The 24,485-nt window shown below is 56.8% G+C and carries 20 protein-coding genes; 6 read left to right on the plus strand and 14 right to left on the minus strand.

Annotated features, from left to right (window positions below):
• The first annotated feature begins 5 nt into the window (after positions 1-5).
• From JHC09_RS08660 to JHC09_RS08675, 4 genes are read left to right on the plus strand one after another with little or no spacing between them, the layout of a single operon-like run.
• Positions 6-1,103 (plus strand): ABC transporter ATP-binding protein, encoded by a 1,098-nt coding sequence (locus JHC09_RS08660; protein WP_199531614.1) that lies wholly within the window; start codon positions 6-8, stop codon positions 1,101-1,103.
• Positions 1,104-1,116: 13 nt separating this feature from the next.
• Entirely contained in the window at positions 1,117-2,466 is a 1,350-nt protein-coding gene (locus JHC09_RS08665) for a mandelate racemase/muconate lactonizing enzyme family protein (RefSeq protein ID WP_199531615.1), read from the plus strand.
• A 24-nt stretch (positions 2,467-2,490) separates the two neighbouring features.
• Positions 2,491-3,645: a mandelate racemase/muconate lactonizing enzyme family protein gene (locus JHC09_RS08670; RefSeq protein WP_199531616.1), complete on the plus strand. Its 1,155-nt coding sequence runs from the start codon at positions 2,491-2,493 to the stop codon at positions 3,643-3,645.
• A gap of 18 nt (positions 3,646-3,663) precedes the next feature.
• Positions 3,664-4,407 carry a ribonuclease activity regulator RraA gene (locus tag JHC09_RS08675; protein ID WP_169196378.1) on the plus strand — a complete coding sequence of 248 codons (744 nt, stop codon included), beginning with the start codon at positions 3,664-3,666 and terminating at the stop codon, positions 4,405-4,407.
• Between the two features lie 58 nt (positions 4,408-4,465).
• On the opposite strand, the gene JHC09_RS08680 is transcribed toward JHC09_RS08675, so the two are convergent.
• The 5 genes from JHC09_RS08680 to JHC09_RS08700 all read right to left on the minus strand — a co-directional run bounded on the left by JHC09_RS08680 (position 4,466) and on the right by JHC09_RS08700 (position 10,412).
• Entirely contained in the window at positions 4,466-4,981 is a 516-nt protein-coding gene (locus JHC09_RS08680) for a sigma-70 family RNA polymerase sigma factor (protein ID WP_199531617.1), read from the minus strand.
• A gap of 206 nt (positions 4,982-5,187) precedes the next feature.
• Positions 5,188-6,828, minus strand: coding sequence for an ABC transporter ATP-binding protein (locus JHC09_RS08685; protein ID WP_199531618.1), 1,641 nt, complete (start codon positions 6,826-6,828; stop codon positions 5,188-5,190).
• On the minus strand, positions 6,828-7,718 hold the full coding sequence (locus tag JHC09_RS08690) for an ABC transporter permease (protein ID WP_349236481.1): 891 nt from the start codon (positions 7,716-7,718) through the stop codon (positions 6,828-6,830). The genes JHC09_RS08685 and JHC09_RS08690 overlap by 1 nt, the downstream gene beginning before the upstream one ends.
• 66 nt (positions 7,719-7,784) lie before the next feature.
• On the minus strand, positions 7,785-8,765 hold the full coding sequence (locus JHC09_RS08695; RefSeq protein WP_169196374.1) for an ABC transporter permease: 981 nt from the start codon (positions 8,763-8,765) through the stop codon (positions 7,785-7,787).
• A gap of 69 nt (positions 8,766-8,834) precedes the next feature.
• On the minus strand, positions 8,835-10,412 hold the full coding sequence (locus JHC09_RS08700) for an ABC transporter substrate-binding protein (protein WP_199531620.1): 1,578 nt from the start codon (positions 10,410-10,412) through the stop codon (positions 8,835-8,837).
• A gap of 448 nt (positions 10,413-10,860) precedes the next feature.
• Between JHC09_RS08700 and JHC09_RS08705 the strand changes: the two genes are divergently transcribed.
• On the plus strand, positions 10,861-11,772 hold the full coding sequence (locus JHC09_RS08705; RefSeq protein ID WP_199531621.1) for an SMP-30/gluconolactonase/LRE family protein: 912 nt from the start codon (positions 10,861-10,863) through the stop codon (positions 11,770-11,772).
• Positions 11,773-12,721: 949 nt separating this feature from the next.
• Here the strand turns inward: JHC09_RS08705 and JHC09_RS08710 are convergent.
• The 8 genes from JHC09_RS08710 to nrdH all read right to left on the minus strand — a co-directional run bounded on the left by JHC09_RS08710 (position 12,722) and on the right by nrdH (position 21,857).
• On the minus strand, positions 12,722-13,414 hold the full coding sequence (locus JHC09_RS08710; RefSeq protein WP_199531622.1) for a hypothetical protein: 693 nt from the start codon (positions 13,412-13,414) through the stop codon (positions 12,722-12,724).
• An 85-nt stretch (positions 13,415-13,499) separates the two neighbouring features.
• The gene (locus JHC09_RS08715) at positions 13,500-14,138 is read right to left on the minus strand and encodes a hypothetical protein (RefSeq protein WP_199531623.1); all 639 of its coding nucleotides are present in this window, start codon (positions 14,136-14,138) and stop codon (positions 13,500-13,502) included.
• A 1,142-nt stretch (positions 14,139-15,280) separates the two neighbouring features.
• The gene (locus tag JHC09_RS08720) at positions 15,281-17,014 is read right to left on the minus strand and encodes an ATP-binding protein (RefSeq protein WP_248308946.1); all 1,734 of its coding nucleotides are present in this window, start codon (positions 17,012-17,014) and stop codon (positions 15,281-15,283) included.
• A gap of 430 nt (positions 17,015-17,444) precedes the next feature.
• A complete protein-coding gene (gene greA, locus JHC09_RS08725; protein ID WP_199531625.1) occupies positions 17,445-17,927 on the minus strand; it encodes a transcription elongation factor GreA in 483 nt (160 codons plus the stop codon).
• A 163-nt stretch (positions 17,928-18,090) separates the two neighbouring features.
• Positions 18,091-19,065 carry a class 1b ribonucleoside-diphosphate reductase subunit beta gene (nrdF, locus tag JHC09_RS08730; RefSeq protein WP_169196370.1) on the minus strand — a complete coding sequence of 325 codons (975 nt, stop codon included), beginning with the start codon at positions 19,063-19,065 and terminating at the stop codon, positions 18,091-18,093.
• Positions 19,066-19,081: 16 nt separating this feature from the next.
• Positions 19,082-21,235 (minus strand): class 1b ribonucleoside-diphosphate reductase subunit alpha, encoded by a 2,154-nt coding sequence (nrdE, locus tag JHC09_RS08735; protein WP_169196369.1) that lies wholly within the window; start codon positions 21,233-21,235, stop codon positions 19,082-19,084.
• The gene (nrdI, locus tag JHC09_RS08740) at positions 21,217-21,621 is read right to left on the minus strand and encodes a class Ib ribonucleoside-diphosphate reductase assembly flavoprotein NrdI (RefSeq protein ID WP_169196368.1); all 405 of its coding nucleotides are present in this window, start codon (positions 21,619-21,621) and stop codon (positions 21,217-21,219) included. The genes nrdE and nrdI overlap by 19 nt, the downstream gene beginning before the upstream one ends.
• 14 nt (positions 21,622-21,635) lie before the next feature.
• Positions 21,636-21,857 (minus strand): glutaredoxin-like protein NrdH, encoded by a 222-nt coding sequence (nrdH, locus tag JHC09_RS08745; RefSeq protein ID WP_169196367.1) that lies wholly within the window; start codon positions 21,855-21,857, stop codon positions 21,636-21,638.
• A 506-nt stretch (positions 21,858-22,363) separates the two neighbouring features.
• Between nrdH and JHC09_RS08750 the strand changes: the two genes are divergently transcribed.
• Positions 22,364-23,380, plus strand: coding sequence for a Gfo/Idh/MocA family oxidoreductase (locus JHC09_RS08750; protein WP_199531626.1), 1,017 nt, complete (start codon positions 22,364-22,366; stop codon positions 23,378-23,380).
• Here the strand turns inward: JHC09_RS08750 and JHC09_RS08755 are convergent, their stop codons facing one another.
• Entirely contained in the window at positions 23,381-24,394 is a 1,014-nt protein-coding gene (locus JHC09_RS08755) for a pseudouridine synthase (RefSeq protein WP_199531627.1), read from the minus strand.
• Positions 24,395-24,485: the final 91 nt, after the last annotated feature.

Below are 24,485 nucleotides of genomic sequence, written 5' to 3' on the forward strand. Positions count from 1 at the left end.
CTCCCATGGCTGAAGTCGTCCTCCAAAACATCATGAAGCTCTACGGCGATCTCTATGCCGTCAATGATGTGTCCTTCACCGTCAACGACGGCGAGTTCGTCGCCCTCGTTGGCCCCTCGGGTTGCGGCAAAACCACGACCCTAAACCTCATCGCCGGGCTCCTCCCGATCACGTCAGGGAACATCTCCATCGGTGATCGTAACGTTACCCGTCTTGATCCCAAAGACCGCGACATTGCCATGGTTTTTCAAAACTATGCGCTCTATCCGCAAAAGACGGTCTTTCAAAATCTGGCCTTTCCTTTGCAGATGCGAAAACTGCCCAAAGACCAGATTGAGACCAAGGTGAAAGAGGCCGCCCGCGTCCTCGACATCACGCACCTGTTGGAGCGTCGCCCCCGCGAACTCTCAGGCGGTCAGCAACAGCGCGTCGCCTTGGGCCGCGCCCTGGTGCGCGATCCGCTGGTCTTTCTCATGGACGAGCCGCTCTCCAATCTGGACGCCAAGCTGCGCGTGCAGATGCGCTCTGAGATCAAGCGCTTCCACCACAACCTCAACGCCACCATTGTCTACGTCACCCATGACCAGCTCGAAGCTGTCACCATGTCCGACAAAATGGCGGTTATGAACGGCGGCCTGCTCCAGCAATACGACGCTCCAGAGAAAGTCTTCGCCGATCCGGTGAACATGTTTGTCGCCAGCTTCGTCGGCTCTCCGGCCATGAGCCTTATTCCGCTCGAAGCCGTCACCAAAGGCGCCGATACTGTTCTGCGCTCTCCCGAAGGCTGGGACTTTACCCTGTCTCCAGAGAACGCCCGTAAAGCGCAACGCTCGACAACCGTCAAAGTCGTCCTCGGCGCGCGCCACTCAACCCTGAAACTGCACCACAGCGCCCAACCGGGCACCGTCCCCGGCAAAGTCTATACCGTTGAACCTACAGGCGACATCACCTTCGCCCAGGTCTTCATCTCCGGCGCAGTGGTCAACATCAGCCTCGATCCATCGGTCCACATCCGGCCCGACGATCTGGTCCACATCGAGTTCGACCAATCCCGCATCCATCTCTTCGACGAAAACACCACTATGGCCCTCAAGGCCGATTGAACCGAGTTTTGCCATGAACCTGCACGACGCTGCACTCAATCACGTCAATACAAACTCCCGTCCATCGGAACTGCGCATCACCGACATGCGGGTCGCCGAAATCCAGGGTGCCCCCTTCTATTCGGCCATTCTCAAGATCTACACCAACCAAGGCATTGTCGGCCTTGGCGAGGTCCGCGACGGCGCCAGCGCCACTTTCGCGCTCATGCTCAAAAGCCGTCTCTTGGGCGAAAACCCCTGCGATGTGGATCGCCTCTTCCGCCGCATCAAACAATTTGGCGGTCATGGCCGTCAGGGCGGTGGCGTCTCTGCCATTGAAATCGCCCTTTGGGACATTGCCGGCAAAGCCTATGGCGTGCCGATCTATCAGATGCTCGGCGGCAAATTCCGCGACAAGGTCCGCATGTATTGCGATACCGACGCCACCGTCCCAAGCGGCACCGAAACCGGCAAGCGCCTCAAAGAACGCATGGATATGGGTTTTACCTTTCTCAAGATGGACTTGGGACTCATGCAGATCGTCGACACGCCCGGAGCGGTCGTCTCGCCCGCCGGCTCGCTGGAAGGATTTAAAACCCACCCGTCACGCGGTGCTGTTCGCTCGATGGAAGATCGCCGCGCCCGCAACGCCGTCTATGACGTCCACAACGTCCGCCACCCCTTCACCGGCCTCAACTTCACCGAACTGGGGCTCGAGCTGCTCGAGCAATACATCTACGAGGTGCGCGAGGTCATCGGCTACGAGATCCCGCTCGCCATCGACCATGTAGGTCATATCTCGCTGCAGTCGGGCATTCGCCTTGCCAAGCGCATTGAAAAATACGCCCCCGCTTGGCTCGAAGACGTCATCCCTTGGCAATACGCCGAGCAATATCGCACGCTGCAACAAGCGACCACGGTGCCAATCTGCACGGGCGAGGACATCTACCTCAGGGAAGGCTTTGAGCCGCTCCTCAATTCCGGCATCGCCATCATCCACCCCGATCTTCTGACCTCGGGCGGCATTCTCGAAACCAAGAAAATCGGCGATGCAGCGCAGGAAAAGGGCATCGCTATGGCCATTCATATGGCCGAAAGTCCGGTCGCCTGCATGGCCGCCGCCCACATGGCCATCGCGACCGAGAACTTCATGGCCCTCGAATACCACTCGGTCGACGTCGACTGGTGGGACGACATCGCCGTCGGCATTGATGGCCCCATTGTCAAAGATGGCTTCATCACCGTCTCCGACAAACCTGGTCTCGGCATTGATGACATCAACGACGAAGTCATCAGCCAACACATGGGCCCCGGCGTCACAGGCATTTGGCAGCCGACCGATCAGTGGGACGATGAATACAGCTGGGATCGCACTTGGAGCTAAGGCGGCCACAGGGGGACTGTACCGATGAAAATCACAGCAATCATTCCCTACCCCGCCTGGGTTGGGATCAGAAACCAACTCATCGTCAAAGTGGAAACCGATGAAGGCATCTACGGCTGGGGAGAGTCAGGTCTCTCCGGCCGCGAGAAGGCCGTCATCGGGGCCATCGAGCATTTTCGGGAGTTCCTGCTGGGCAAAAACCCAATGGCTATTGGGGCGATCTGGCAGGAAATCTATCGCTCGCAATATTTCGAGGGTGGGCGCGTGCTCACCGCCGCCATGTCGGCCATCGACATCGCCCTGCATGATCTAAAAGGCAAGGCCCTCGGCGTGCCGGTCTATGAATTGCTCGGCGGCAAGCAGCGCGACTTCATCCCCACCTTCGCCACCGTTCGGGGCCCCTGTGGCGAGATCATGGTGCGGCAAGCCGAAGAACTGGTTGAGCTGGGCTGGCGCGCTATTCGCCTCTTTCCGCACGGCCATGAAAACCCCCGGATTTTCGAGCCCCGCGAAAGCCTCGCCGAGACGGCAAACTGGTGCACAAAAACGCGGGATGCTGTGGGCCATGAGATCGTTCTCGGCATTGATTACCACCATCGCCTCTCGGTCGCCGAAGCGGCGAGCTTTTGCCAGAAAATGCCCTCTGGCACTCTCGACTTCCTCGAAGAACCCATCCGCGATGAAACGCCCGAGGCCTATGAGGCCCTGCGCCGTCTCACTGACATTCCCTTTGCCATTGGCGAGGAGTTCGCCAGCAAATGGCAATTCCTGCCCTACATCGAACGGGACATTCATCAGTTCAATCGCATCGACGTCTGCAATGTCGGCGGGCTGACTGAGGCTATGAAAGTGGCCGGATGGAGCGAGGCTCACTACGTCGATGTCATGCCCCACAATCCCCTGGGGCCCATCTGCACCGCCGCCACCGTCCATTTCGGCGCGGCTGTACCCAATTTCTCGTGGCTCGAAACCCGCGCCTCGCCGGGCGAGCTCTACCACGGCTTCGACAACCCTGAGTTGTTCCCAAGCCAGATAACCCTCAACGGCACGGTCTATGACGTGCCCGATACACCCGGCCTTGGCGTCGAGGTGGATGAAGAGCGCCTCAAAGCCCAAAGCTTCAAATTCTGGGAAGCGCCTCATCTCATCCGCAGCGATGGCTCTGTCACCAATTGGTAATTTTGGATTTTTGCAACGATGACCCATACGCCTGATATTACCCGCCCTTCCCAGACCCTCGTTGACGCTGTCCTGCACATTGGTGCCGCCGCTGCCTCGTCAACCTTGGCCAAACTCGGCGTCCGCAATTGCCATATTCGCGGCCCGGTCGCGCAGCAGTCGGGCAAGGCCATTGCGGGTCCTGCTTTGACGCTCCAATTCATGCCCAAGCGCGAAGACATTTACGGCGAGGACGAATATTCCGACCCAGAAAAGCAGCTCCATCGCCACGTGCTCTACCACGTGCAAGCGGGCGACATTGTCGTGGTGGATGCGCGGGGCGACATGAGTTCCGGCGTGTTCGGGGATATGATGTCGACCTATTTCAAGGGCCGTGGAGGCGCGGGCATGGTCATTGACGGCGTGCTGCGCGACCGTCCCAATCTGTCAAAACTCGACATCCCGCTGTGGATCAAAGGCTGGACGCCGAACTTCCACACCCAGACCGACCTCATGCCTTTTGCCGTCAACGTTCCCATCGCCTGCGGCGGCGTCACCGTCATGCCGGGCGACATTATCGTTGCCGATGACGACGGCGCGGTTTGTGTTCCTGTCGCATTGGCTGCGCAAGTGGTTGAATTCGCCAACAATCATCACGAGTGGGAGGACTATTCCCGCATGATGCTCAAGCGCGGCGAACCGCTCCAGCGCTATTATCCGCTGCACAATGATGCGCGTGAAGAATACGAAGCTTGGCGCAAGCTTAACCCGCTACAGCTCTAGCGTCCCTAACGGGTCTCCCTCCCGGAGGAAGGGTGGCATGCGGATGCCACCCTTCTTTTTAGCTAATGCTGTGTGGGCCTTCGTCGGACCCGGCTTCCCAGCGCCGCAGCGCATCGCGACCGCGCGACAAGCGGGACATCACCGTCCCCGGGCGAACACCGAGCACCCTGCCCGCCTCGTCGTAGCTCAGCCCTTCCATCGCCACCAGGCGCACAGCGTCCTGCTGCTCACGCGGCAAAAGGTCAAACGCCCGCCGCAGCTGGCTCAGCCGAACGCTGTCTAATTGATTGGGCGCCAGCATATGGCTGTTCTGCTCAACAAAATCCCGCTCGCGCGCTCTGCCACTATGGCCCGAACGCAGCTGGTCGATGTGTAGATTATGGAGGATGGCGAGCAGCCACTGTTTTAGATTGCGCGAAGGGTCGTAGGTGGCGCGGCGCTCGATGGCACGGAGCAAAGTATCATGCACCAGATCGTCAGCATCAATCGGATGTCGCGTGAGCCTCAGCGCATAGCGCCTCAAAACCGGCACAGCACTTAATATCTCAAAATCGCTTGTGTCTAACCGCCCCATCAGCCCCCCAGCTTATCCAAGCGCATAGTCTAAGCTGACCACGAACAACTAGGCAAACGTCTTTTTGCGGCGCTCGCCTCCGCTAGACCTACAGCGATTTCAGACGTAGCCGCGCATTGCAGAGAAATTCTTGGACAAGTTCTTGGCGCGGCAACATAAAATCCAGGATCTTCTGTCGCCGCGCTTTTTCTATATGGGTCTAGGGCTTAGACAACTTTGGAGATGTCCGGCACCGCATCGAGCAGCATCTTGGTATAGTCCGCCTGCGGGCTATCAAAGATCGCGTCGGTCGGCCCTTTCTCCACCAACACGCCATTGTGCAATACGCCAACGGCGGTCGACATCTGCCGCACAACAGCAAGGTTGTGGCTGATGAGCAGATAGGTCAGCCCAAATTCGGCCTGCAATTCGCTCATCAAATCCAAGACTTGCGCTTGAACGGAAACGTCCAGCGCCGAAGTCGGCTCATCACAGACGATAAATTCCGGCTGGCTGGAAAGCGCACGCGCAATGGCGATACGCTGCCGCTGACCACCCGAAAACTCATGCGGGAATTTCCGCATAACGGACGGGTCTAGGCGCACCTTGGTGAGAAGATCAGCAACGCGTTGCTCCACTTCGCTGCCATTGCGCGCAATGCCCAGCGTCCGCATGGGTTCAGCGATAATGTCCTTCACCCGCCAGCGCGGATTAAGGCTCGCATAGGGGTCCTGGAAAATCATCTGAACGCGCTTGCGCCGCTCTTGATGCCCCGCGCCACCAGCCCAAATGTCGTGACCGGCCACAGTGATGTGGCCCGAAGTTGGGCGCAGCAACCCGACAATCATCTTGGCGCACGTGGATTTACCCGAACCGGATTCCCCCACAAGGCCAAAGGTCGTGCCCTTCTCGATCGAGAAGCTGACATCGTTGACCGCGCGGAATTTTTCCACTTTGCCCGGCAACAGCTTGAAGAACCCGCCACCGCCAATTTCAAAGTCACGGTGAAGGTTTTTCACCTGCACATAGGCTTTGTCGTCAGCGACAGTGGGCGCAATCGCCGCTGCCCCGTCCTTGCGTTCAATCGTCGGGATCGAGTTGATCAGCTTGATCGTATAGGGCTCGCGCGGACGACGAATAATGTCCCCGACCGTCCCAGTCTCCACCACCGTACCCTGATGCATCACCACCATGCGGTCAGCGGTTTGCGCAATCACGCCCATGTCGTGGGTGATCAGCATCACCGCAGCACCACGGCTCGAACAGAGCTTTTTCAGCACCTTGATGATCTGGGCCTGCACGGACACGTCAAGCGCCGAAGTCGGCTCGTCCGCAATGATCAGCTCCGGCTCAGCCGCGATAGCCAGCGCGATAACCACACGCTGGCGCATCCCGCCCGAAAACTGATGCGGATAGGAGTCGATGCGTTCCGCAGCGCGCGGAATGCCCGCTTCCGTCAGCAGATCAATTGCCTTCTGCCGCGCTTCCGCTTCGGAAAGCGGCAAGTGCGTGCGGATGGTTTCGATCAGCTGCTGACCCACCGTGTAGAGCGGGTTGAGGCTCGTCAGCGGGTCTTGGAAGACCATGCCGATACGCTTGCCGCGCAGCGCATCACGCTGTTCGGTCGGCAGATTGTCGATGCGCTGACCATTGAGGAGGATTTGGCCTCCCGCAATATGCCCAGGACGATCGATGAGCCCAATAACGGCGGAGCCGGTCATCGACTTGCCCGCACCAGACTCCCCGACGACGCCGACAATTTCGCCCGGCATGATGTCAAACGACACGCCGTTTACGGCACGGAACACGTCGTCGCGGAATGGAAACTCAACAACGAGGTCGCGAATAGAAAGAACGGGTTCAGGCATTAGCGCAACTTCGGATTGAGAGCATCACGCAGCCAGTCACCAAGGAGGTTGACCGACAGAGCGAGAAGGATGAGCGTCAGTGCGGGGAACGCGAGGATCCACCATTCGCCGGAGAACAGGAACTGCTGGCCGATACGGATCAGCGTCCCAAGCGAAGGCTGGGTCGGAGGCACGCCCACACCAAGATAGGACAATGTCGCCTCTTCGATGATGGCGAGTGCCAGCCCGATCGTCCCGATCACCAGAACCGGACCAACCACATTGGGCAGCACATGGCGGAAGATGATGAAAATCGGATGCACACCAAGGATGCGCGCCGCCGACACATAATCCTTCTGCCGCTCAACCAAGGTTGCGCCACGCACCGTGCGCGCGAACTGCGCCCAGTTGGCCAGGCCAATGGCAATGATCAGAACCCAGACCGCTGCGCCTTCCTGCTGATTGGGCGGAATAACGCCGCGCGCAATGCCGAAGATCAGCAGCGCAATGAGAATGGCCGGGAAGCTGAGCTGCACGTCGCAGACACGCATGATGATCGCATCCACGACGCCGCCGACATAGCCTGACACGAGGCCGAGGCCGACACCCATCACCATAGCGAACAGCGTCGCCATAATGCCTACGAACAGCGACACGCGCGATCCGTACATAATGGTCGAGAGCACATCGCGCCCCTGACTATCCGTGCCGAGCGAGAAATACTTGCCGGACATCGAAGTCGAATTGGGCGGCGTAAACCCGTCCATCAAATTCAGCGTCGCTGGATTGAACGGATTATAGGGCGCCAGCAATGGCGCAAAAACTGCCATGAGAATGAGCGCCAGCGCGATAATCGAGGCAACGATCGCCACGGGTGAATGGCGATAGGACCAAACAACGTCTGACTTGATAAAGCTCTGCCAACGCGACGGCGCGGCCGCTGGAGCTTCCGGAGTTTGAGGGAGGTCTGTCACGAGTTACTTCCCCGTTCTTGCGCCGTCGCGCAGGCGCGGATCGACGATAAAGTAAAGAATATCAACGATGAGGTTAATAATAACGAACACCAACGCCACGAAGACGAGGTATGCAGCCATGACCGGAACGTCGACGGCGGCGACCGAATTGACGAAGAGCGAACCCACGCCCGGCCACTGGAACACCGTCTCGGTGATAATCGCGAAAGCGATCACCGAACCCAGCTGTAGCCCCGTGATGGTGATCACCGGCACCATGGTGTTCTTGAGCGCATGGCCAAAGTTGATGGCACGCTTGGAAAGGCCCCGAGCGCGCGCAAACCGGATGTAGTCCGTGCGCATCACTTCGAGCATTTCTGCGCGCACAAGGCGCATGATCAGCGTCAACTGGAACAGCGACAGCGTAATCGCCGGCAGAATGATCGAGCGCAGTCCCGATTGGGTCAGCAGCCCCGTTTTCCACCAACCGAGCTCGACAACTTCGCCACGACCGAACGAAGGCAGCCATTTGAGCTCGACCGCGAACACATAGATCAGGCCAATACCGATAAGGAAGGTCGGCAAGGACACGCCCACCAGCGACAGCGTCATGATCACGCCGGTCGAAAACGCCTTTTGGCGCAGAGCGGTATAGATGCCGAGCACAACACCACCCACCAGAGCGATGATGGATGAGGCGAAAGCCAATTCGATGGTTGCGGGCAAGCGATCGAGGATGAGTTGGCTGACCGGCTGTTGCAGCCGATAGGAAATGCCAAACTGCCCCTGAAGTGCGTTCACCACGAAATGGAAGAATTGGACATAGAAGGGCTCGTTTAGACCAAGCCGTTCACGAGCCGCGTCATAATCCGCTTGTTTTGCGTCCTGGCTCAGCAAAGCTGCGAGCGGGTCGCCGACGTAACGGAAGACGAGGAAGGCAATAAACGCCACGACGAGCATGACGAGGACGGATTGCAGAAGTCGTCGGGCAATAAAGGCGAGCATGTGGCTCCCTCAAAATACGAACCGCCGCGGAAGAACTCTCTTCACGCGGCGGCCTTGGATTGCAGGAAGTTAGTCGAAGGTGACCGTAGTCATGTTCGGCTGGTTTTCCGGCTGAACAGCCAGGGTAACGCCATCACGCATTGCGTATGCGAGCACCTGGTTGTGGATCGGCATGAGCACGCGATCTTCCTTCACGACCTTCCAGATTTCGGCAATGGTCGCATCGCGCTGTTCGATGTTGTCCATGGTGCCGAGCGCGATGATCTTCTCATCGAGTTCTGGGTTGGTGTAGAGGCCGACGTTATAGGTGCCGTGCAGATCAGTCTTGGAGTGGACGAGGTCGTTGAAGACATAGGCCGAGTCAAATGTCGGAACGCCCCAACCGAGCAGGTAGAAGTCCGACTTATTCGCCAAGATGATCGGGCTGTGTTCAGCCACTGGACGCGATGCCAGCGTCACCTTGATGCCGATCTGGCCGAGCATGCCGACATAAGCGGTCGAGATCGCTTCGTCGTTCACGTAACGGTTGTTTGGCGTATCGAGTGTCACCGTAAAACCGTTCGGGTAGCCAGCTTCAGCCATAAGGGCCTTCGCCTTTTCCACGTCTGGCTTCGGATAAGCGTCGAGTTCTGGCGTCCAACCGTTTACGAACGGAGGGTTCGGGATACCGGTCGGGATCGACTGGCCGCGCATCACAACCTGCTTGATCGCATCACGATCGAGCGCCAGCTCCATCGCTTCGCGAACCTTTGGATTGTTGAAGGGGTTGCTGTCCTTGATGTCGGACGAAGCCAGTGGCTCTTCACCAAAGCGATAGCCGAAATAGATGAAGCGGTTTTCTGGGCCGATTTCGACCTTAAAGCCTTCGGTATTGCTCAGACGATCGATGTCCTGTGGCGGAACGTCCTGGACGATATCGACTTCACCCGAGAGCAGAGCCGAAACGCGGGTCTGCGCATCAGCGATCACCAGATATTCGATCTTGTCGACCGCAGGCTTTTCGCCCCACCAGCCGGCGTTGTAATCAAGCACGGTCTTCACATCGACTTCGCGCGAGGTCAGCGTATAAGGACCGGTGCCATTGGTGTTGAGCACCGAATAGTTGGATGCGCCCGAGGCAAAGTCCTGCACCACAGCCAGATCATGTTCATCGGACCAGGTCTTGTCCATGATGAAGGTGTTGGTGAGGTTGTTTGGGTAGATCAGGGCTGGGCCCTTCATCTGGAATTCGACGGTGTAATCGTCGACCGCAGCAACCGAAACCACTTCGGCATGCAGCTGCTTCATGTTCGAGAACTCGCTCTTGGCGCGTTCAATCGAGTAGATCACGTCTTCAGCCGTGAAGTCGTTGCCGTTGTGGAATTTTACGCCTTCACGCAGCTTGAACACCCAAACTGTTGGGTCGCCTTCCTTGAGGGCCCACTCTGTCGCCAAACGTGGCGTCAAAGCGCCGTCATTGGCGCGGCCGAGCAGCGTTTCATAGATGTGGTGGGAAAGAGTGTGGGTATTGCCTTGGTTCTGCGAGTGCGGATCCATAGTCAGCGAGTCCGAGGAACGCGCCCAGCGAATAGTTTCCGCGCTGGCCACACTAACGAGCATAGTGGATGCAGCGAGCACCGCAGCAATGCGGGTGAGTGAAGTGTTCATTAAGTCCTCTCCATTTCCTGAATACTTGCTCTCTCTCGAATGAACTGGAGAGCTTTGAAGACAGCAAAGCCGAAAACAAACGCCAGTGCAATTGCAGGCAATGGGCAACAATATTCAGGAATGTCGGGAAAACTAACCCACGTAGCCCCATTCCCCCGGATTCGGGAGGGTTATCTTTCGATAGCAGGCGCCAAGATGAAACACATACAAAGCTTGCAACGCATGCTTTGTATACGGAGCCAAGTCCGCTTTTCTTCCAATCGTCCTCAAAAAATAATCATTCTTCTGATTTCGCCGCTTTGAGACCAGTTCAACACAGCACGACCGCAGAGAATCTTTAAATTTTTCAAGTGTGACGCCAGTTCAGCCCCTCTGTCCTGCCTCTTCCATCTGCCCAAATCTCTGTCATGATCAGAAGAAGAGATTGAGGATTCCGGAGGAGACACGAATGACAGAACAAGGCCTCTACACTGTCGTAGATACGCGCTTCTCAGGGCTAATTTTGGGCAATGCCAAGCTCGAAACAATCTACACCGGCTGTCGCTGGGCCGAAGGCCCGGTCTGGTTCAAAGATGGCAATTATCTCCTGTGGAGCGACATCCCAAACCATCGGATGCTGCGCTACATCCCCGATGTCGGCACCCATGTGTTCCGCGCCGATAGCCACTACTCCAACGGCAACACCAGAGATCGCTCTGGCCGCCTGCTCTCCTGCCACCACGGCACGCGCAGCGTCACCCGCACCGAGCATGACGGCACCATCACCACGCTGGCCGACAGTTTTGAGGGCAAGCGCCTCAACTCGCCCAATGACCTTGTCGTTCATTCCAGTGGCAGCGTCTGGTTCACCGACCCGACCTACGGCATTCTCTCGGACTATGAAGGCTTCATGGCCACTCCAGAGCAGGCCAAACACAATGTCTTCCGCCTTGATCCATCAGGCGAGTTACAATCAGTTTCCGGCGACTTCTCCCAGCCCAATGGCCTCGCCTTCTCACCCGACGAAAAACTGCTTTATGTTGCCGATAGCGGCTCCAGCCACGACGAAAACGTCCCGCGCCGCATCACCGTCTTTGACGTCATCGACGGCCGCCTTTTGGCCAATGGCCGCAAATTCTGCGATTTGAAATTCGGTATTCCCGACGGCCTGCGCACCGACACTTTTGGCAATGTCTGGACCAGCGGCGGCAACGCCGTGCACTGCTACGCCCCCGACGGTACGCTTTTAGGGCGCATCAACATCCCCGAGACCGTGTCCAACCTCACCTTCGGCGGCCCGCGCGGCAATCAGCTCTTCATCACGGCCACGACCTCGGTCTACGCAATCTTCGTCAACGCCAAAGGCGCACAGGTGCCTTAAGCTCCGCGCCCCACCACAGCGCCAACTCCTCCCCCTTACAGGGGGAGGCTGGGTGGGGGTAACGCTCCGCAAAACAGGCCCAGCGCCCTCCCCACCGTTATTGCCCGACTTAATCGGGCAATCCAGTACGATGCAGAGCCAGTCTAGATCACCCGGACAAGCCGGGTGATGACGACGGGAGAGAGAGTGCTCAGAAGAGCAACGGCCGTTGTCTGAGCAATAGCTCGCCACACCACAGGGCCAACTCCTCCCCCTTCCAGGGGGAGGCTGGGTGGGGGTACGCCTCGCAAGTCAGCCTGTCACCCTCGCCAAAGCGAGGGCTTCTGTTTCGCTTCCGCATACACCAGCGCAACGAACGAACACCACTGCCCCGTCATTGACCGACTTAACCGGGCAATCCGGCCCAACGCTGGCCATACTCTGGATCACCGGGTCAAGCCGGGTGATGACGACGCAAAAAGCCAACACTCAAAAGCCCCGCCTTCCCCTGCCGCATAGCCCCTTCGCCTCCGTCCCCCTTGCGGTGAGGGACTGAGGGTGGGGGTCGGCGTGCGCCACACCCCGTCACCCTACGGCCACCCTCGGGCTTCTGCACTTTCCATTGGACCATCATCAAGCACACGGACGCTCTCGCCCGCACCGCCAAGCCCTCCTGCGTGCAGAACACTCCGTTTGTAAAAGTGACACGTCTTGCAGGAGGGAAAAGAGACGGGCAGGTTTCGGACGGCCCTGCAGCAAAAGCCGCCGTCGACCTAACCGACGAGCTTCCAGAACGACGCGCCTCCTCCCAGCAACTCCGAGCGCCTCGACCACTGGCCGGAGAGCATCGCGCGCTATCTCGCGGAGCATGATGAGACGGACCGTACAGAGAATGGACTGGCCGCGCCGCGGATCGAACATCCGATAGAGAGGCTGGCGTCACTTCGTGGGCGTCTCTGCGGCGCGGCCTCTATGCGGTGCGCGAAAGCAGTTGACCGGGGATTGCGCCTTCTTTCGCTGTGAACTCAAGCCATTCGCTTTGGGTCTGTGCGGTGCTGGCCTTCAACATCTCAGCGACAGACTTACCGGCGTTTTTTACGATTTCCGCCAGGGGAGCATTCTGGCTGTCCGTGACCACGATCCCGCGGGCTTCCAGTGCAGACTTGGCCTTCGCCATTCTCTGTTCTGCAAGGTCTGGGCCAACGATTGACTCGGTGCCTACGTCCTTTGCCAGAAAAGCATAGTCATCGGCGTATTCCGCACCCCCGCCATTGTAGAAGCGAGCGACCACTTTGCCGTCGATCTTGATTTCCGAATAGACCTTGGAGACGTGGTTGTCGAAGCGGGTCATTTCCCCGTCATAGGCGGGTGGCAGACGGTCGGCGACACCTGGAATGGATGGCCGCTTGGCAAGTTCATCAAGCCAGGCGCCCCTATCGGTTTCGCGCAGCTTAGAAAGAGCCCGATTCTTCGCTACCCTTTCTGCCACATCCTCGGGAAGGGTAATCTTTAGGTCAGCGGGCTCGCGCCGCTCAATTGTTGATGGCGCGTTTTTGGAGGTGTTGCCAGCTTCAGACGCAGCCCGCATGCCGGCTACAAACATTTCAGCCGTTCTGCGCGCCTCAAGACCGGCGCTAATACGATTGGAAAGGGCATCGACCATCTTGGTCTCCCGCGATCGAGATATTTCTGAGTTGCATTCGACTTAGAGACAGCGTTGCGGATAGAGAAGCATCCGCTTGTGCCTGTCATTTCTGCCCTAGATACTCTTCACGCTTCTGGATCAGTGTTTGTATATCCATATAGCGCGGATCGGCCTCCATTCCGATCCGGTCAACAATAAATTCTCGCTGGGGTGGCGGGGCAAGAGCCGCGAATTTTTGCTGTGTTATGGCCGTATCGGCCCTCGCGACTTTTCCGCCGAGCATTTCGGCGATCTGATCGGCTCTTGCCTGAGCCAGGTCCGGACCATTGGTCCCGTTCACGTCATTTATGAGCTTGCCTTGTAGTAACCCTTTCATGGAGTCGTCAGCCCTAACAGCACCTTGATTATCCACGGTGGCCACCACCTTGTTGTTCACGACCACCTCGGCATAGGTCTTGGCGCCTTCGTAGTTTTTTAACTCCGGCGGATCGATGAACCCGGTTGTATATTCAGACTCAAGGCGGGATTGAAGAAAACGGAGCGTCCGTTGATATTCCTCTTCCGATCCCTTCATTGCCCGCGAAATCATGTCTTCGCGCGGGGTGATCCCCTTTATCACCGCTGGGTCTTCGCTTGTGACGGAGGCTGTACCTCCGATGGCTTCCGATATGACCTTGAGTTCAGCCACCCGCAGGTCAGCGTCCCTGCGCGCCTCAAGACCGGCGGCGATGCGACTGGACATGGCATGGACCATCTTGGTCTCTAAGGTAGCTTGACGTGTAAAAGACAAGGTTCAGTAGAAAAATTTAAAATTCAGTTACTCACGGACATTGAATTTCATCGAAGTAGTTGAAGTGGCGCGAAAGAATATCTTCGTACCACTATAATTTTCAAAAAGAACATGTTCGATTTATCGTTGGCCAAGAACACTTCGATATGGTCCACCGAGATGAACTAGTCCGTCTGGCTGGCATAATTTTCGAATAGGGTATCTGCGGCGTCCGCAATGATCAGGGCGTTTCCATTGTGATGGAACGCTAGGTCAGAAACGCTTGCGACGTTGAAGAACAGGATATCCTGGCTGCCGCCGGAATCGAGGATCTCGTTCACACCATCATTGTTGTGATGGATGCTATCCTCCGCGAGACCACCTTAGATAATGCCAGTGCCGCTGGTCATGTCGAAGATCTTGTGGTCGTTGGCCCCGCCACCCTCAGACCCGCCCCGAAGTCTCGGCTCCGTGCCCGATCACCACCCCGTCTCCCTCGCGCAAGCGAGGGCCTCCGTTCCGCTGCCGCAATCACCGGCCCAGCCCCTTCCCCAAGTTTGGGGGAGGCTGGGTGGGGGTACGCTCCGCAAAAACAGGTCCAGCGCCCGCACCCCGTCATTGCCCGACTTGATCGGGCAATCCAGCCCAACGCTGGCCATACTCTGGATCACCCGGACAAGCCGGGTGATGACGACGCGAAATGCCCACACTCAAAAGCCCCGCCTTCCACTGCCGCATAACCCCTTCGCCTCCCTCCCCCTTCCGGGGAGGGACTGAGGGTGGGGGCGGCGCACACCAGCCCCGCCACCCCGGGGCCTACCGCGAGGCTCTGCACTTTCCATTGGATCATCATCAAGCACACGGACACTCTCGCCCGCACCGCCGAGCCCTCCTGCGTGCAGAATACTCCGTTTGTAAAAGCGACATGTCTTGAGGGGGGGAAGCGGACACACAGCTTTTGGCTGCCGGCGGAAGATTACCGACGTTCGGCGCACATGTATGTAGACGGCGGTGTCGACAGCAGCCAGTCAAGTTTGAGTTTTAGGGCCGCAGAACAGCTAAGCTGATTTCGTAATTAGGCTGCAGCGGCGTTAGCTGAACCATTCTGTTCAGTTCTACCAATTGATCGCCTGCTTCATAATGCCCTGAAGCCCTAAATTTCGGAGTTTTAGAGCGATAGTAGAAGACTGATCGATTGCGCCCTTTTGATGCATGGCTTCGTTGTATACCACTCCTAGCAGATGGCATGCCTCTGGGACTGGAATACCTATGCACTCGGCAAACGCAAGTTTGCTTGCAGTACCATTACACTCGAGCAAAAACTTTTGCCGTTCCGGCTCAGTGGGGATTTTAGAGTAAGCGCACTGCTCGATTTGCACTCGAACGTAGGCACATACTGCGAAAGGATCGTAACTCGCACCGCCTACAAGGCACTTCTCCCATTCTTCTTTCAAAAAGTTGTAGAAACCATGACTCTTGCCGTGCTTCTTCGGCAGTCCGTACGTCGTGTTGAATACCCCTGAGATATCTCGGTCGATCGGGTGATAATGAAGGAAGTGTTTTGACAGATCTGCCGCCCAACACTGATCCTCTCTACACATGATAATCTTCCGCATAGTTTCAGTAGTTTTTTGCGTTGCGTCTCCGAGGTATACGGTCTGCTGGCGCTTAAGCGCATATCCCTTGAAATACATAGGATCTAAGTGAGTTAGGAGGCACACGTAAATTTGTCCCCCTTCTTTTCGATATGCATCGATTAACTTACTTAGAAAATACTGTGCAACAACGATGTTAGCATCATCAAGATAATCGAAGACTTCATCGATCAATAGGATGCAGGGCTTCGAGCTAGTTGTCTCCCGTGTACGTAGCAAATTGCAACCGAAGTACAAAAGGTCGCGCTGCCCGTTCGACAGCGAGGAAGCGTCAGGAAAATTGACTAGGACGCGGCCTTTTGTTTCTTTAATTTCAGCAGTTACCCAAGCTCCATTGATGTCTTCGATAAAATCTCTAAGAGATTTCAAACGCCTGGAATAAACAGCGTACTGTAACCATTTCTTCAGATTCTGCCTGTCTGATACGCTCAAGTCCATTAGTATGTAACACAAGAGCGTACAATCAAGCCATGTGCTCTTCCCGCGCCTGTGCTTGCTCACTACATCAAAGACAGCTTTGAGATGCGGCAGTTCGTCAATTTTCGAAGCGTATACGGCCGACACTGCGTCGCTAATTGATGCTTTTGTCCCAACTAGACCCTTCACCTTCTGGATCAGCGCTTCGAAAAAGTCAGACGATTTTTTCTGCTTAAGTTTATCGATGGAGTCGATCGCGCTCAACAACTCACTTCTAAGAAGCTCGTCGTCACAGCTTGTAGAGAGGTTGGGGACAACTTTGCAGTTCGCGCCGAATAGCGTCTTATACTTATTTATATCGAAATTTATCTTTTCCCTGACGGATGCCGCCCCTAGGTCAAGCGAAGGAATCTCTAAGTATGGCTTCGCAATTGTGAAACCATTTATTCTTGGCAATTTCGCCTTAGGCTCAATATTCGACTTGATTACGTGAATATCAAAAATATCTGATATATCGTTTAATTTTGAACTTGCATGTAACGTTTTTCCATCATGCACAATTGACAGGCACGAAGGGTTATCGCTGCTCTTCTTGTGCTTATCTTTTTCGTCAACAGTTAGCTGTTTGCCTTTAGCGCAGTTAAACGCCGTCGAAATGCTACTTTTTCCAAATCCATTTGGAGCAACAATGATGTTGGTGAGATTCGGGCGAAGAGCAACTGTCAGATCCACATTCTCAAAACCTCGGATATTTTCGATATGAATTTTCGAGATCATCGTACCCAACACGAATCGCCAACATTCTATTTCTTCAATTTTGCTGCAAACCTCCATACTTCGGCAAGCGGTAGATGTGTTGCCGGTTACTTAGCGCAGGCCGTCGCAAGCATTGTCATTTGGTGCAAACTAGCACCAAGCTTGAATGTTGCGGTTGGGCCTGCCGCCGGAGTAGACGGCAGGCCATAGAGGGCATCTCTGATGTGACAACCGCTTTAGGGATGATATTAGCTTGAGGGGCCACGGTCATCGAACAAGTCCGAAGTGTCAGCACACAACTTGCCAACTATTCCGAGTGATCCCACCTCCTAGGTTTATTTCCTTTGTCGGCCGGGGGTACGGGTGTCTGCTTTTGGGCATGTGAGGCGGCCACATCCGTGGCCGAAATGGGGTCGCCAGCTGCCACCTCATGCTGCCTCACCAAAAATCCTCACCCAATGCGCAGTATCTCCACCTCACCCCCAGCCACGCTCGCCACATCGCCTTCCCCCTTCCCCATCAGCGCCCGCGCAATGGGTGAGCTGAACGAGATCGTGCCCGCCTTTGGGTCCGCCTCGTCCTCGCCAACAATGCGATAGGTCTGCACGCGGCCGTCTGCGCGCTCAAAAGTCACTGTCGTACCGAAGGCCACGACAGAGCGGTCTGCGGAATTTTCCACCACCTGTGCCGTGCGAATGCGTTCTGAATAATAGCGAATGTCCCGATAAGGCGACGCCGCTTGCCGACGACGCTCATTGATATCCTCCACCACCATCGCCGTGTCATAAGCGTGTTTGGCCGCCAGCAGTTGCGCCTCCAGCGCCTCCAGCCCCGCTGCCGTCACCAGATTGGGACCATCCGGGATCGGACGATCCGGCAGCATGGTTTCCGATGCCGTTTCAGCACTGTCTTCTTTTGTAAAAGCCACGCTCATCGCGGAAACCTCAGTGAAATATCAAGAACTTCGCACGCCCTAAGGCCCGGCCGCGCCCATACGGCGCCAAGCCAGAGGCCAAACAATGCCAGCCATATGCCCATAATTGGCCAAAAAAAAGCGGACCGAAGCCCGCCCTTTCTCTCTGCTGTATGAGCAGGTCTTAAAATTCCCAGTCTTCGTCTTCGGTGGCGACGGCCTTGCCGATGACGTAGCTCGAACCCGAGCCCGAGAAGAAGTCGTGGTTCTCGTCCGCGTTGGGCGATAGCGCCGACAGGATAGCCGCGTTGACCTGGCACGCTTCGGGCGGGAACAGAGCCTCGTAGCCGAGGTTCATCAGCGCCTTGTTCGCGTTGTAGTGGAGGAACTTCTTGACGTCTTCGGAAAGCCCAACGTCGTCATAGAGTTCTTCGGTGTAGCGGATTTCGTTGTCGTAAAGCTCAAGCAGAAGATCATAGGCGAAATCCTTGATTTCCTGCTTCTTTTCAGCCGACAGCGTTTCGATTTCGCGCTGGAATTTGTAGCCGATATAATAGCCATGCACCGCTTCGTCGCGGATGATAAGGCGGATCAAGTCGGCCGTATTGGTCAGCTTGGCGCGGCTCGACCAGAACATCGGCAGATAGAAGCCCGAGTAGAACAGGAAGCTTTCGAGGAAGACCGAAGCGACCTTCTTCTTGAGGCTATCCCCGCTCTCATACTGATCAAGGATCAGCTTGGCCTTGTGCTGCAGGAACTGGTTTTCTTCAGACCAACGATAGGCATCGTCAACGTCTGGCGTCGAGCAGAGCGTTGAAAAGATTGACGAATACGAACGTGCGTGCACCGCCTCCATGAAGGAGATGTTCGACAGAACAGCTTCTTCATGCTGGGTCTGCGCATCGCCCATCAGGCGGATCGAGCCAACACCATTCTGGATGGTGTCGAGCAGGGTCAGGCCCGTGAACACGCGGATCGTCAGCTTCTGCTCATGCGGGGTCAGCGTCGCCCAAGACGGTATGTCATTGGAAAGCGGCACTTTTTCCGGGAGCCAGAAGTTCGAGGTCAAGCGGTTCCAGACCTCAAGGTCCTTCTCGTCCTGAATACGGTTCCAGTTGATCGCACGGGCAGCAACGATGGGGCGGAATGGTACGTTCATTGTTCTAAAATCCCGGTCAGAGCGCGCAGGAGACGCAACCCTGCACCTCCGTGCCTTCTAGCGCCAGCTGACGCAGGCGGATGTAATAGATTGTTTTAATGCCCTTTTTCCACGCATAGATCTGCGCCTTGTTGATATCGCGAGTGGTCGCGGTATCGCGGAAGAAGAGCGTCAACGACAGGCCCTGATCGACGTGCTGCGTTGCGGCAGCATAGGTGTCGATGATCTTCTCAGGGCCGATTTCATAGGCGTCCTGATAGTACTCAAGGTTGTCGTTCGTCATGAACGCAGCCGGGTAGTACACGCGACCAATCTTACCTTCCTTACGGATTTCAATCTTGGACACGATCGGGTGGATCGAGGAGGTCGAGTGATTGATGTAAGAGATTGATCCCGTTGGCGGAACGGCCTGCAGGTTCTGGTTATAAAGGCCGGTCAGACGCACCTTAGCTTCCAGATCCTTCCAGTCTTCCTGGGTCGGAATGTGAATACCAGCATCTTCAAAGAGCTTTGCCACACGTTCGGTCGCAGGGGTCCATTCCTGGGTCGTGTACTTGGTAAAGTACTCACCCGAAGCATATTTCGAGTTCTCAAAACCCTTGAAGGTTTCGTTCCGCTCGGTCGCAATCTGGTTGGACGCGCGAATGGCGTGATAGGTCACGGTGTAGAAGTAGATATTGGTGAAATCCACACCCTCTTCCGAACCGTAGAAAATGCGCTCACGAGCCAGATAGCCGTGCAGGTTCATCTGGCCAAGGCCGATGGCGTGGCTTTCAGCATTGCCCTTGGCAACCGATGGTACCGAGCTGATATTGCTCATGTCCGACACAGCCGAGAGGCCACGGATCGCGGTTTCAATCGTGGTGCCAAAGTCCGGAGAATCCATTGCCGCAGCAATGTTTAGCGAACCGAGGTTGCACGAAATGTCCTTGCCCATGTGCTCATAGGACAGGTCTTCGTTGAACACCGAAGCGTCGCTCACCTGCAGAATTTCCGAGCACAGGTTCGACATGGTGATGCGACCGGCAATCGGATTCGCCTTGTTCACCGTGTCTTCGTACATGATGTACGGATAGCCGGATTCAAACTGAATTTCGGCGATCACCTGGAAGAATTCACGAGCCTTGATCTTCTTCTTGCGAATGCGCTTGTCGGCCACCATTTCGCGGTACTTTTCAGTGACCGAGATTTCGGTGAACGGCACGCCATAGACGCGTTCCACGTCATAAGGCGAGAAGAGATACATATCTTCGTTGTCGCGCGCGAGCTCGAAGGTAATATCGGGAATAACCACGCCCAGCGACAGCGTCTTGATACGGACCTTTTCGTCCGCATTTTCGCGCTTGGTGTCGAGGAAGCGCATGATGTCTGGGTGGTGGGCGTGCAGATACACTGCGCCCGCGCCCTGACGCGCACCGAGCTGGTTTGCATAGGAGAAGCTGTCTTCGAGCAGCTTCATCACGGGCAGCACGCCCGAAGACTGGTTTTCGATATGCTTGATCGGCGCGCCCATCTCACGAATGTTCGTGAGGCTCAGTGCTACCCCGCCGCCGCGCTTCGAGAGCTGCAGCGCCGAATTGATCGAGCGACCGATGGATTCCATATTGTCTTCAACGCGTAGCAGGAAGCACGACACGAGTTCGCCGCGCTGCTTCTTGCCAGCATTGAGGAAAGTTGGGGTTGCTGGCTGGAAACGGCCGGAGATGATTTCATCAACCAGCGACGTCGCCAGCTTTTCATCGCCGCGCGCCAGGGCCAGCGCCACCATGCAAACGCGATCTTCGTAGCGCTCGAGATAGCGCTTACCGTCGAAGGTCTTGAGCGTATAGCTGGTGTAATATTTGAACGCGCCGAGGAAGGTCGGGAAACGGAACTTCTTGTCGAAGGCGTGGTCGAACAGATCGCGCACGAAGTTGAACGCGTACTGATCGAGCACTTCCTGCTCGTAGTAGCCCTCTTCGCACAGATAGGTCAGCTTCTCGCGCAGATTGTGGAAGAACACGGTGTTCTGGTTCACATGCTGCAAGAAGAACTGATGCGCCGCTTGACGGTCCTTATCGAACTGAATGTGGCCCTCTTCGTCATAGAGGTTCAGCATGGCGTTCAGCGCATGGTAATCCAGCGACTGATCTTGCGCCTGCGACGGACGTTCTAGTGTGAGCTGGTCCAAAACCGTTCGAGTCCCTGTATGACGTTGGCGACATCCTCATCCGTTCCGAGCAATTCGAAACGATAGAGGAGCGGTACGGAGCATTTCTGCGAGACGATATCGCCCGCCAAACAATAACCCGTACCAAAGTTCGTATTCCCCGCGCCGATCACGCCACGGATAAGGCCACGATTACTGGCCACATTGAGAAACCGGATCACCGGTTTTGGCACAGCCCCCTTCCCGTCCCCGCTGCCGTATGTCGGCAGCACCAGTACGAAGGGCTCGCTCACCACGGGTGGGTCGCTCGCGGCATCCACCGGCAATCGTACGCTTGGTAAACCGAGCTTGACGACGAAGCGGTGAGTGTTTTCCGAAGTACTGGAATAGTAGACGAGAGAAGCCATGCCCGGGGCGCGGCTTAAGCGAGAGCGCCGATCATATCCGGACGGAAACCAGCCCAGTGCTGATCACCAGCTACCACGACTGGAACCTGACGGTAGCCCATCTGTTCAACGCGAGCGTAGGCATCTGCATCTTCTGAGATGTCGACGATAGTGTAATCAAGACCCTTACGGTCCAACGCACGCGTGGTCGCGGTGCACTGTACACATGCTGGCTTGCTGTAAACTGTAATGCTCATCGATAAACCTCGACAGGTTGTATGACGGGTAGTGAGCAGCTCGGCGAGATCGTCATCGCCCTATTCCGCCCCAGCCCCCGCCGGTGGACAATTGGCGCCTAAGCGATCTCAACCCGCATCCAAATTTGCGCCCGAATTTGTCCTCCCCAACCTCACGGCTCGGTGACAAACGCGACGCAAACTCAACGCTTACAGTTGCGGAATTTCGGTAGGTCTGAATAGTCAGCTTACCGTCCTTCCCTCACTCCAACTCTAGGCGAGCAGGAGTGTCTCAGACGCTATATATAGTATGCCGATACGCCGGCGCTTCAACCGTTCTTCGCACACGACAAGGGCTAATTCGGGCTTGACGGCATTTCGTGATCGGACCCGTTCGAATCGCGGTTCCGTGAAACACCCGGAAGCCCTCGGCTCTTGCCACCGTGAAGCAAAAACATCGCTCTTGATGTATACCAAAACTGTCTCGATAAGCTGCCGTATAGCGATACATTTTGAGGGGATGAACTATGGGGAATACGCGCAAACTTCGCTGGGGGATTCTCTCCACAGCCAACATCGGCATGCAAAAAGTCACCCCCGCGATCATGAAGTCGGCGCATTCCGAAGTCGTCGCCATTGGGTCCCGAAATCTGGAGCAAGCGCAGCGCGCGGCCAATAAACTGGGCATTCCTAAGGCTTTTGGGTCCTATGAAGAGCTCATAAGCTCCCCAGATATCGACGCAATTTACAATCCGCTGCCCAATCACCTGCATGTCGAGATGACGCTCGCCGCCAACGCAGCGGGCAAGCATGTGCTCTGCGAAAAGCCGGTTGCGATCACTGCTGAAGACGCAAAGCGCCTGCGTACGGCGCGTCCAGACCGACTCATCTTGGAAGCCTTCATGGTGCGCTTCCATAAGCAATGGCTCCGCGCCCGCGAAATCATGCGCTCGGGCGAATTGGGCGAAGTGCGCGCCGTTCGCTCGGTCTTCACCTATTACAATGCCGACCCAAACAACGTCCGCAACAAGGCCGACATCGGTGGCGGAGGCCTACTAGATATAGGGTGCTACCCCATCACGGGCGGTCGCTTCTTCTTCGAGAGCGAACCACTACGGGTAGTATCCCTCGTGGATCGCGACGCCAATTTCGGCACAGACCGTCAGGCGTCCGTCATTGCCGATTTCGGCAATGGTCGTCAGCTTACCTTCCTCGTCTCAACCCAGCTGGCGCCCAATCAATCGCTTGAACTTCTGGGCACTAAGGGCCGCGTCGAACTGATCATTCCGTTCAATGCGCCAGCCGATACGCCAACAGCTGTTTTGGTCGACGAGGGCAAGGCGCTTGATGGCTCGCTGGCCCGCCGTGAGATCATGCCGGCCTGTGACCAGTATACGGAAATGGCCCAGGCCTTCGCCTTGGCGGCTTTGGGAGAAGGCACCCTGCCCTATGGCGTTGAAGACGCGATCCGCTCGATGCACATCCTCGACGCTATCTTCGAAAGTGAAAAGACCGGTGCCTGGGCACCGGTCAAGAAAGACTAATTAGCGCTTTGATGGACGGGGTTGGCTTGGGCCGCCCCGTCGATCTGCCCCCGGACGAGCCGCTGGCTTGCCCGGGGTCGGGCGGCCAGACGTTGGGCGACCCGCAGTGGGCTTGCCGCCGACCGGCTTACCTGCTGCAACACGCCCTGCACTGGGCTTGCCCGCTGGCTTCCCTGCATCCTTAAAGCCAAGCTTGCCACCGCCCTTGCCGACTTTGCCTGCCGCAAGGCGCTCGGCGCGACGCGAGCCTTCGGCCCGGCGTTCTGCCAAACGTGTCGGCGAATTGCGCTTGTCCTGCAAAGCACGCGCACCACCAGTTGGGCGCTTCGCCTCACCATCGTCAAAACGCGCGCCGCCAGCGCGAGCCGGTTTCTTGCCTTCAAACTTACGGCCTTCCGGGCGCTTGAAGCCGCCCCCTGCCGGACGACCGGCGCCTTCCGTCCGTGGCGCACGCTCGCGCTCAACAAAACCTTCGGGCATCGGCGCATCGCGCCATTCGCCCGGCGCCAGTCCGTCCACCGTCCAATCGCCAATAGCCCAGCGCACCAAACGCAGGGTTGGGAAGCCGATAGCTGCCGTCATGCGACGGACCTGACGGTTGCGTCCCTCGGTAATGGTCAGCTTCAACCAAGTATCGGGCACACTTTTACGGAAACGAACGGGCGGATTGCGCTCCCAAAGCTCTGGCGGATCAATCCGCTCGACCTTGGCCGGACGGGTCTTGCCGTCATTGAGTTCAACCCCGCGCGCCAGCTTACGCAGCACGTCGTCACTCGGGTTGCCCTCGACCTGCACCAGATAGGTCTTTTCTTTTTTGAACTTCGGCGAGGAGATTTGGGCATGCATCGTGCCGCTGTCGGTCAAGATCAGCAGCCCTTCGCTATCCTTATCGAGGCGACCAGCCGCATAGACATCGGGCACGTCCACGAAGTCGGATAGGGTCTGCTCCCCGTCGCCATTGGTGAATTGGGTAAGCACCCCATAGGGCTTGTTGAGGAGTATAAGACGCGCCATCGACCTGACCAATAATGAATTGCCCCCTTAGTGCGGGTCCTGCGCCACAAAGGGAAGCAAAATTCTTCTCATTCACACGCTAGACAGGCCC

Source organism: Devosia sp. MC532, from assembly GCF_016461625.1.
GTDB lineage: Bacteria > Pseudomonadota > Alphaproteobacteria > Rhizobiales > Devosiaceae > Devosia.